An 8,954-nucleotide genomic window follows, 5' to 3' on the forward strand; every position below is an offset into this window, starting at 1 on the left:
GGCTTGAGCTGCTGGGGGCCGCGGGTTCAGTCACCGATGTCCTCATTCCACAGGTCCGGGTTCTTCTCGATGAAGTCGCGCATCAGCGCCACGCACTCGGGGTCGTCCATCAGCACGACCTCCACGCCGTGTTCCGCGAGCCAGTCGTGGCCGCCGTGGAAGGTCTCCGCCTCACCGACGACGACCCGTGAGATGGCGAACTGCCGTACCAGACCCGAGCAGTACCAGCACGGCGACAGTGTCGTCACCATCGTCGTGCCCCGGTACGTGCGCCGGCGGCCCGCCGCGCGGAACGCGGCCGTCTCGGCGTGCAGGGAGGGGTCGCCGTCCTGGACGCGGCGGTTGTGGCCGCGTCCGAGGAGGGTGCCGTCCGCGCCGTAGAGGGCCGCGCCGATCGGGATGCCGCCCTCGGCGAGACCGGCACGCGCCTCCGCGACGGCGGTGGCGAGCCAGATGCGTGCCTGTGCGTGATCCATGCCCTTACCTTCCCGCCTCCTCCGTGGGTCCACTCCTCCCGGTCCATGAGCGAGGCAATAGGTGAGGCAATAATCGGGGGTGGGGTTGGTCAAACTTGACTAGAGTGTCCCGCATGGCCGAGACGATGATTCCGATCCTGCCGTGTCAGACCCTCCAGCCCGTCCTCGACTTCTACCGTGCCCTCGGATTCGAGGTGACCTTCGAGCAGAAGAAGCCCAACCCGTACGCGGTCGTCGAACGCGGTGGCATCCAGCTCCAGTTCTTCGGTATGAAGCGCTATGAGCCCGAGCAGTCCTACAGCACCTGCTATGTCGTGACCGATGACGTCGACGGGCTGTACGAGGCCTTCCGGGCCGGCCTGAAGGCCGCGTACGGAAAGGTGCCGACCCGCGGGCTGCCGCGCATCGGAGCGCTCAAGGACACGACACACGGTATGCGGCAGTTCCTCATGAGCGACCCCGGCGGCAACTGCGTCCGCGTCGGGCAGCCGTGGAGCGAGGACCAGCACCACCGGCCCGCCCCCGAGGAGACGTTCGCCCGGGCCCTGCACCACGCGTCCAACTTCGCGGGCTCGAAGGACGACCCCGCGGGGGCGGCGAAGATCATCGACCGTGTGCTGCGCGGGGCGGACGCGCGCCCCACGCCCGTGCAACTGTTCCGCCTCCTGGTGCTGCGCGCTGACGTCGCCGGGCGCCTCGGCGACGACGAGACTGCCACGTCCGCGCTCGCCGAGGCGGCCGCCGTCCCTCTCACCGCCGAGGAGCGGGACGCGGTGCGCGACGACCTCGCCCGCCTCGGAGAACTGCGCGCGCAAGAGACGTGAAGCGGCAGCTCTCCGGCGGCCCGGACCGCCCGGCTCGCGCGCCCGAGTGTTCGGAACAGCCATATCCCGTACGGGGTTTCGACTCCTCGGTCGTCGACGGCCCCTTTGCTGCTGTCGGGAGCCGCAGTGGTCGCCGCCGCGGGGGCGGGTGTCGGGACCTGGTTCCTCCGGCCCGCCGCCTACGAGGCCGGCCGGGGCAAGGAGGCGAGCGGCAGCAACGCCTTGCCCACCCCGCCCGCCGCGCCGGGCGCCGCCGGGGGGGCGCCCGAAACCGGTCGGTGCCTGGCCGCTCGACGAAGCCTCCGGCTCGATCGCACGGGACACCGTCGGCGGCCGCAACGGCACGGCGACCGGTGTCCGTTGGCGTGCGGGCAAGGGTGGCGCGGCCGAGTTCGACGGTACCGGCAGCCAGATCGTCACCAGGGGCCCGGCCCTGAAGACCGGCCCCGGCCGCAGCTTCTCCGTCTCGGCCTGGGTGCTCCTGACCGCCAAGCCGGGCTTCTTCGCCACCGCCGTGAGCCAGGACGCCACCAAGGTGAGCGGCTTCTACCTCCAGTACTCCGTCGAGGAGAACCGGTGGGCCTTCGCCCGCCCCGGCGTGCGCGCGGTGTCGTACACCACCCCCGCCGTGGGCACATGGACGCACCTGGTCGGTGTCTGCGACGGCCCCGGCCGCAAGATGCGGCTCTACGTCGACGGCGTCCAGGAGGCCGCGGTGGACGACACCAACCCGACCATCTCCACCGGCGCCCTCATGATCGGCCGCGCCAGCCACCTGGGGCAGGCCAGCGACTTCTTCCCCGGCGCCATCAGGGACGTCCGGGCCTTCCAACGGCCCCTCACCACACCCCAGATCAAAAACCTGACCTGAACCTGAGCACCGGAGCGCGTACCCGGTGGTACAGGGGCGCGCGTAGGGGCGTGCATGCAATTCAGGAATGCAATGGTTTCCATTAGCGAACCCCTGCACGTGACCGCCGCCGTCTCGCAGTCCCCCTGACGGCGCGTCGAAGCCTGGAAGATGAGCATGTCAGGGGGAAGTGTGAAGATCGATTCAAGCCACCGGCCGCAGCTCCGATGTGGCGTGGCTACGGCTGACGCCCCACCGACAAAGGGCTGCCTTACCGCGTCCAGGTGCGGACAAGTCCTGGCCAAAGCTTGGTCACTGACGGTCAGGCAGTGCGAGAAAAGTGAGCAGCGACATACATCACAGATCCCGGATCGGTCACAAGGGTTCCTCTTCCCGCCATAATATTGAACTCTTGACGACGGGAATGAGGGGGAGTTGTGAAGATCGATGTGCGCGTCTGGCGCACGTTCGGGCAGGGGGCCTGAACCGGTCGTCGAGACGGCGGTGAATTTACGGGACGTCTGCTGCAACCCAACGGGGGGTCTCAGCAAAGAGCCGGCCCCGCACCGCAAACCAATGCAGCAGCCGACGCCGCGGGCGTCTGTCCGGTCAGGACAGCGGCCGCACTTCAGGGGCGTCGATTCACCGGTCCGCGTACGCCGCGGGCCGGCTTGAGGTGAGGGAAACCACCATGAACATCTGCGTTCTCGGGCAGGGCTATGTCGGCCTGCCCTTGGCCCTGCGGGCAGCCGAGGCGGGGCACACCGTGGTCGGCTACGAGCCCGACGAGGACCGTTGCAGCCGGCTGGCCGCCGGTTCGTCCTACATCGAGGACATCGACTCCGGTCGTCTTCAGGCCGCGCTTCGCACCGGTAGCTACACGCCGACATCGGACCCCGAGGACCTCAAGGGCTTCGACGTGGCAGTCATCACCGTGCCGACGCCGCTGACCGACCGTGCGCCGGATCTCAGCTGCGTGCGGGAGGCGGCCCGCGTGCTGGCCGCGCACCTGGAACCCGGCGCCACCGTGGTCCTGGAGTCGACCACGCATCCCGGGACCACCCGCGAAGTGCTCATCCCCTTGCTCGAAGCGGGGTCGGGTCTGACGGCGGGCAGTGACTTCCACGTCGGCTTCAGCCCCGAGCGCATCGACCCCGGCAACGACGTGTGGCGGCTCGAGAACACCCCGAAGATCGTCTCCGGTCTGACCGATGAGTGCCTGAAGCGAGTGAAAGCCTTCTACGACTCCGCCATCGGGGTCACCGTCCCGGCCTCCGGCCTGGAGGAGGCGGAGCTGGCCAAGGTGTTCGAGAACACCTACCGGCACGTCAACATCGCGCTGGTCAACGAGCTTTCGCGGATGGCACACACCCTCGGTGTGGATGTGTGGCACACCCTGGACCTGGCAGCGACCAAGCCGTTCGGCTTCACCAAGTTCCTGCCCGGACCCGGCGTCGGCGGACACTGCCTGCCCATCGACCCGGTCTACCTCAGCCACCACGTCAAGACGCGGCACGGGCAGACCTTCCGGCTGATCGAGCTCGCCCAGGACATCAACGACAGCCAGCCCGACTACGTCGTGCGCCGTCTGCAGGACTCCCTGAACCGACGCTTCCGCCGCAGCGTGCACGGCGCCCGTATCCTCGCCCTCGGCGCCGCCTACAAGCCCGGCACGGCGGATGCCCGCCAGTCCCCGGCCGTACAGGTCATCGAACGGCTGCGCGCGATGGGCGCGGAAGTCACTGTCGTGGACCCATACCTGCCGGACGGTGGCTTCAGGGAGATCCCTTTCGCTGCCGGGGAGAAGAACATGACCGTCGCAGACTTTGACGCGGTCGTCCTGCTCACGCCGCACCGCGAGTTCGATCTCACCCACCTCGCTGCCGAGGCTGCTTACGTACTCGACACCCGTGGCGTCATGGCGACAGCCCCGCACGTCGAGCGGCTCTAGAGCACAGAAGCCCCGCCGAGAAGGGCGTCCTGGACGCCCCGACCTCACTTGGACGACATGGATGAGACAGCAAGATCCCATTCATGTCGAGAACCAGGACGCCGTGGAGCCGCTGATGCCCCACGACGTATTCGACGGCACGAAGGTCGCCGACGAGGTGACCCAAGTGCTGGACATACGCGGCGCCTTGTGGCCCGCGACAACGTCGGGCGTCTCTGACGCCCGGGAAAGAGGTAAACGTGTACGGACAGAACGGTGTGGGCGCCGCGATCGGTACGGCCACCGGGGGAGCAGCGCTGGCGGCAACGGGCGGAACAGCTCTGGGGTGGATCGTGCTAGCGGCCATGCTCCTTGTGATCAGCGGCGTCGTGGCGTTCCGCCTGGCGACTCGCGGTCAGCGGGTGACCGCTTGATTACTTCATCACGGGTCAGGTTCACCGTGGTGACTACCGTGGTGGTGGCGGCTCTGGCCGCTGCCACCGTGGTGGTGCATCTCCAATCGAAAAGCCCGATCCTGACGTTCTACTGGTGGCTGGGCATGATGGTGATCGTGCTCTGTCTGGTCTCGTTCCTGAAGGGCCGGTCTTTCACGCACCTGCCCGTGGCTCCTGGCCGGACGGTGGCCATCATCCCCGCGTTCGAGGAGCCCACGGAGAACCTGCACCGAACGGTGTGGTCGCTGCTGGCTCAGACGCATCCCGTGGATGAGATCCACGTAATCGACGACGGCTCGAAGCAGCACCCCGTGGAGCCCTTCGAACACCCCCAGGTCTTCTGGCATCGGCAGGAGAACAAGGGCAAGCGCGGAGCCCAGGTCACGGTGCTGCGCCACCTTCAGGAGCAGGGCAAGCACTTCGACTTCGTTCTCACCATCGACTCGGACGGCGAGCCTTTCCCGGATGCGCTGGAGCACCAGCTCCGGGCCATGAGCAATCCGAAGATTCAGGCCACCACTGGAATGATCTATATCCGCAACTTCGAGGAGACCTGGGTCTCCAGGGCTGCGGACATCGACATCGGTACCTCGTGCGTGATGATGCGGTCCTCACGTTCCATGCTGGGAGCGCTGGAAACCACGTCGGGCGCACTTGCTCTCTACCGAGCCGAGCTGCTCTACGACCACCTGGATGCCTACGAGGTGGAGTGCGGTACGGGCGACGATCGCTGGCTGGCGCTGCGGGCCCTCATGCGCGGCGAGGTTGTGGCCGTCAACGAGGCCGGCGTGGTCACCGATATGCCGACCACACTGAAGAAGACCTATCGTCAGCGCCTGCGTTGGGCCCGCTCCTGGTGGTGGATGCTGCCGTTCGTCTACTCACGGCTGTCTGTGAAGCAACTCATCTCACCGACCTTCGGTTTGCTCCAGCTCGTCATCACCCCCGTGATGCTGGCCTGGACTCTCGTGATGACGTTGATGACCTTGGGCGGCCGGTACAACAACCCTGGTGTTGCCCTGGTCTACCTCGGGGTCTATATCGTGGTCCGGTACGGCCAGTCAGGTCTGTACGTACTCATGCGGCCGGACATGACGGCGCGCCAGAGGTGGCGTTCGTGGCTCGTCGGAACACCGACGGCCGTGTTCATGAACATCGTGTTGCTGTGTCCCACGCGCTACTGGGCTCTGTTCAAGCTACGTGACAACGCGTGGCAGTCCCGAGGACTGACCGCCAAGGCTGCCCTGCCGAAGAGCCGCCACCGTGCGCAGCCGAAGGATCTGCTGAACACGTGAGTGCCCATAGGTCGCTGGTGAGCGAGCGGCCGAGGCTCTTTACGGCCAGTGCGGCGGCCCGTCACCAGCCACTGAGCACGTTTCATCCTGAAGGTGCAGGTCGCGCGGCTGGCGTGGGTCGAGGCCGATCGTATCGGCGAGGCGGCGGGGGCAGTCGTCATGCGAGCCAGGTTTCGACTTGCCCCCGGCCCCGGCCTGGGCGCGGTATCCCCTTTCGGGGGCTCGTCAGGGGGCAACCGCTCAGGCAGCAGGGGTCAGGGCTCGTCCCGCTTCTGGTCGTCGTCCTGGTTCTTGTCCTCGTCCAGGGACTTCAGGAAGTCGGGGTTGTCGTCCGGAGCGACCCAGCCACCCCCGGACCTGCGGGAGCCGCCGCCCATACGGCCCGCCGTGCTGTTGCGGTCGCGGCCCACGATCAGCCAGGAGATCGAGCCGACCAGCGGGAAGAGGAGGATGAGGATGGCCCAGAGGGGCTTCGGGATGTGGCGGACATCCTTCTCCTGCGTGGTGATGCAGTCGATGAACGCGTAGATGCTCAGTGCCAGCGGCACAAGGATCATCAGCACCCGAAGCAATGTAATCGATCCCCTTGAGAGTCACAGCCGAGAGTCACAGCCCGTCGCCGGGCCGGGCGGCTTCCGGCCCCCGGTGACCGCTCCAGAGTAGTGCGTACCGGATACTGGGACCCATGGCTTACGACGATCTTCGCTCGTTCCTCCGGGCCCTCGATCGGGAAGGCGACCTCAAGCGCGTCAAGGTGGAGGTCGACCCCCACCTGGAGGTCGGCGAGATCACCGACCGGGTCAACAAGGCGGGCGGCCCCGCGCTGCTCTTCGAGAACGTACGCGGCTCGAGCATGCCGCTCGCCATGAACGTCTTCGGCACGGACCGGCGCCTGCTGAAGTCGCTGGGCCTGAAGTCGTACGAGGAGATCAGCGAACGGATCGGCGGCCTGCTCAAGCCCGAGCTGCCGCACGGGTTCGTCGGGGTGCGCGAGGCATTCGGGAAGCTCGGCGCGATGGCCCACGTACCGCCGAGGAAGGTCAAGTCCGGCGACGCGCCCGTGCAGGAAGTCGTCCTACAGGGCGACGACGTGGACCTCGACGCCCTGCCCGCCCTCTTCACCTGGCCCGAGGACGGCGGCTCCTTCTTCAACCTCGGTCTCACGCACACCAAGCACCCCGAGACCGGCGTCCGCAACCTCGGCCTCTACCGCCTCCAGCGCCACGACAAGCGCACCATCGGCATGCACTGGCAGATCCACAAGGACAGCCGCAACCACTACCAGGTGGCGGCCAGGAAGGGTGAGCGGCTGCCCGTCGCCATCGCCTTCGGGTGCCCGCCCGCCGTCACGTACGCCTCCACCGCCCCGCTCCCCGGCGACATCGACGAGTACCTGTTCGCCGGGTTCCTCGCGGGCAAGCGGACCGAGATGGTGGACTGCAAGACGGTGCCGCTGCAGGTGCCGGCCAACGCCGAGGTGGTGCTGGAGGGTTGGCTGGAGCCGGGGGAGATGCTCCCGGAGGGGCCGTTCGGCGACCACACCGGGTTCTACACCCCGCAGGAGCCGTTCCCCGCGCTGACCATCGACTGCGTGACGATGCGGAAGCGGCCGTTGTTGCAGTCCATCGTGGTCGGGCGGCCCCCGACGGAGGACGGGCCGCTGGGCCGGGCCACCGAGCGCTTCTTCCTGCCGCTCCTCAAGATCATCGTCCCGGACATCGTGGACTACCACCTCCCCGAGGCCGGCGGCTTCCACAACTGCGCGATCGTCGCCATCGACAAGAAGTACCCGAAGCACGCCCAGAAGGTCATGCACGCGATCTGGGGCGCCCACATGATGTCGCTGACCAAGCTGATCGTGATCGTCGACTCCGACTGCGACGTCCACGACCTGCACGAGGTCGCCTGGCGGGCTCTCGGCAACACGGACTACGCCCGCGACCTGACCGTCGTCGAAGGCCCGGTCGACCACCTCGACCACGCCTCCTACCAGCAGTTCTGGGGCGGCAAGGCGGGCATCGACGCGACGCGGAAGTGGCCCGAGGAGGGCTACACGCGGGACGGGGGCTGGCCGGAGATGGTGGTGTCGGACCCGCCGACGGCGGCGCTCGTGGACCGCCGCTGGAAGGAGTACGGGCTGTGACCTCCGCTTCCGCCGCGCTTCCCCAGCCGGGGCGTACCAAGGCGTTCCTGCGCCTGGTGATGATCGAGCACTCCGTCTTCGCGCTGCCGTTCGCCTACATCGCCTCCCTGACCGCGATGTTCCAGCTGGACCGGAACGTCCATTGGGGCCGCCTGCTGCTCGTGACGATCGCGATGATCGGGCTGCGTACCTTCGCGATGGCCGCCAACCGGATCATCGACCGCGAGATCGACGCCCGTAACCCCCGTACGGCCCACCGCGAGCTGGTCACCGGCGCGGTGACGGTGCGGCACGCGTGGACGGGCGCGTTCATCGCGCTGGTGTTCTTCCTCGGCGCGGCGGCCCTGCTCAACCCACTGTGCCTTGCGCTGGCGCCCATCGCGGTGATCCCGATGGTGGTCTACCCGTACGGCAAGCGGTTCACGAACTTCCCGCAGGCCATCCTCGGTCTCGCCCAGGCGATGGGCCCGGTCGGCGGCTGGCTGGCGATTACGGGTGAGTGGTCCTGGGACGCGGTGATCCTCGGGCTCGCGGTCGGCATCTGGATCGGCGGCTTCGATCTGATCTACGCCTGCCAGGACGTCGACTCCGACCGTGAGACCGGAGTCCTGTCGGTCCCGGCGCGTTTCGGCATCCCGGCGGCGATCTGGGGCGCACGGGCGTGCCACCTCGTCACCACCGCGCTCTTCGTCTGGTACGCGCTGGCGACCGACGCGGGCGCGTTCCTGTGGCTGGGCCTGCTGATCGTGGCGGCCGCGTTCGTGTACGAGCACACCATCGTGCGGCCGCACGACCTGTCCCGGCTGAACAGGGCGTTCTTCAGCGTCAACGGGTTCATCGGGATCGCGTTGTTCGTGTGTGCGCTGCTGGATCTGTTGGTGCGTGGGCTCACCGTGTAGGTCCCGGCGTACACCGGTCCGGAGAGGGCGATTGGATCCTGAGTCCCAGCGACACGCCGCATGCACGGCGTGTCGCTGGGAC

At 67.8% G+C, this 8,954-nt stretch carries 8 protein-coding genes; 6 read left to right on the forward strand and 2 right to left on the reverse strand.

Features of this window, described 5'->3' with window-relative positions; genetic code table 11:
* Window positions 1-26 precede the first annotated feature (26 nt).
* Window positions 27-476 (reverse strand): nucleoside deaminase, encoded by a 450-nt coding sequence (locus FNH08_RS36510; protein ID WP_152775828.1) that lies wholly within the window; start codon window positions 474-476, stop codon window positions 27-29.
* A gap of 113 nt (window positions 477-589) precedes the next feature.
* Between FNH08_RS36510 and FNH08_RS36515 the strand changes: the two genes are divergently transcribed.
* From FNH08_RS36515 to FNH08_RS36530, 4 genes are all read left to right on the forward strand, one after another.
* Complete coding sequence (locus tag FNH08_RS36515) at window positions 590-1,300, forward strand: bleomycin resistance protein (protein ID WP_152775829.1); 711 nt, start codon at window positions 590-592, stop codon at window positions 1,298-1,300.
* Window positions 1,301-1,448: 148 nt separating this feature from the next.
* Window positions 1,449-2,171: a LamG domain-containing protein gene (locus tag FNH08_RS53715; RefSeq protein ID WP_322726073.1), complete on the forward strand. Its 723-nt coding sequence runs from the start codon at window positions 1,449-1,451 to the stop codon at window positions 2,169-2,171.
* Between the two features lie 670 nt (window positions 2,172-2,841).
* Window positions 2,842-4,101: a nucleotide sugar dehydrogenase gene (locus FNH08_RS36525; protein WP_152775830.1), complete on the forward strand. Its 1,260-nt coding sequence runs from the start codon at window positions 2,842-2,844 to the stop codon at window positions 4,099-4,101.
* A 442-nt stretch (window positions 4,102-4,543) separates the two neighbouring features.
* Complete coding sequence (locus FNH08_RS36530) at window positions 4,544-5,830, forward strand: glycosyltransferase family 2 protein (RefSeq protein ID WP_322726074.1); 1,287 nt, start codon at window positions 4,544-4,546, stop codon at window positions 5,828-5,830.
* 254 nt (window positions 5,831-6,084) lie between these two features.
* Here FNH08_RS36530 and FNH08_RS36535 read toward each other — a convergent pair whose 3' ends face one another.
* Window positions 6,085-6,402 (reverse strand): PLD nuclease N-terminal domain-containing protein, encoded by a 318-nt coding sequence (locus FNH08_RS36535; RefSeq protein ID WP_152775832.1) that lies wholly within the window; start codon window positions 6,400-6,402, stop codon window positions 6,085-6,087.
* Between the two features lie 113 nt (window positions 6,403-6,515).
* Here FNH08_RS36535 and FNH08_RS36540 point away from each other — a divergent pair, with 113 nt between their 5' ends.
* Window positions 6,516-7,973, forward strand: a complete 1,458-nt coding sequence (locus FNH08_RS36540) for a menaquinone biosynthesis decarboxylase (RefSeq protein ID WP_152775833.1) — start codon at window positions 6,516-6,518, stop codon at window positions 7,971-7,973.
* On the forward strand, window positions 7,970-8,872 hold the full coding sequence (gene mqnP / locus FNH08_RS36545; RefSeq protein ID WP_322726075.1) for a menaquinone biosynthesis prenyltransferase MqnP: 903 nt from the start codon (window positions 7,970-7,972) through the stop codon (window positions 8,870-8,872). The genes FNH08_RS36540 and mqnP overlap by 4 nt, the downstream gene beginning before the upstream one ends.
* Window positions 8,873-8,954: the final 82 nt, after the last annotated feature.

Source organism: Streptomyces spongiae, from assembly GCF_009377185.1.
Lineage (GTDB): Bacteria > Actinomycetota > Actinomycetes > Streptomycetales > Streptomycetaceae > Streptomyces > Streptomyces spongiae.

Bases quoted from the DNA above. Each gene is read 5' to 3' on its own strand.
- FNH08_RS36540 (WP_152775833.1), top strand. From the start codon at position 6,516: ATGGCTTACGACGATCTTCGCTCGTTCCTCCGGGCCCTCGATCGGGAA.
- FNH08_RS36510 (WP_152775828.1), bottom strand. From the start codon at position 476: ATGGATCACGCACAGGCACGCATCTGGCTCGCCACCGCCGTCGCGGAG.
- FNH08_RS36525 (WP_152775830.1), top strand. From the start codon at position 2,842: ATGAACATCTGCGTTCTCGGGCAGGGCTATGTCGGCCTGCCCTTGGCC.
- FNH08_RS36515 (WP_152775829.1), top strand. From the start codon at position 590: ATGGCCGAGACGATGATTCCGATCCTGCCGTGTCAGACCCTCCAGCCC.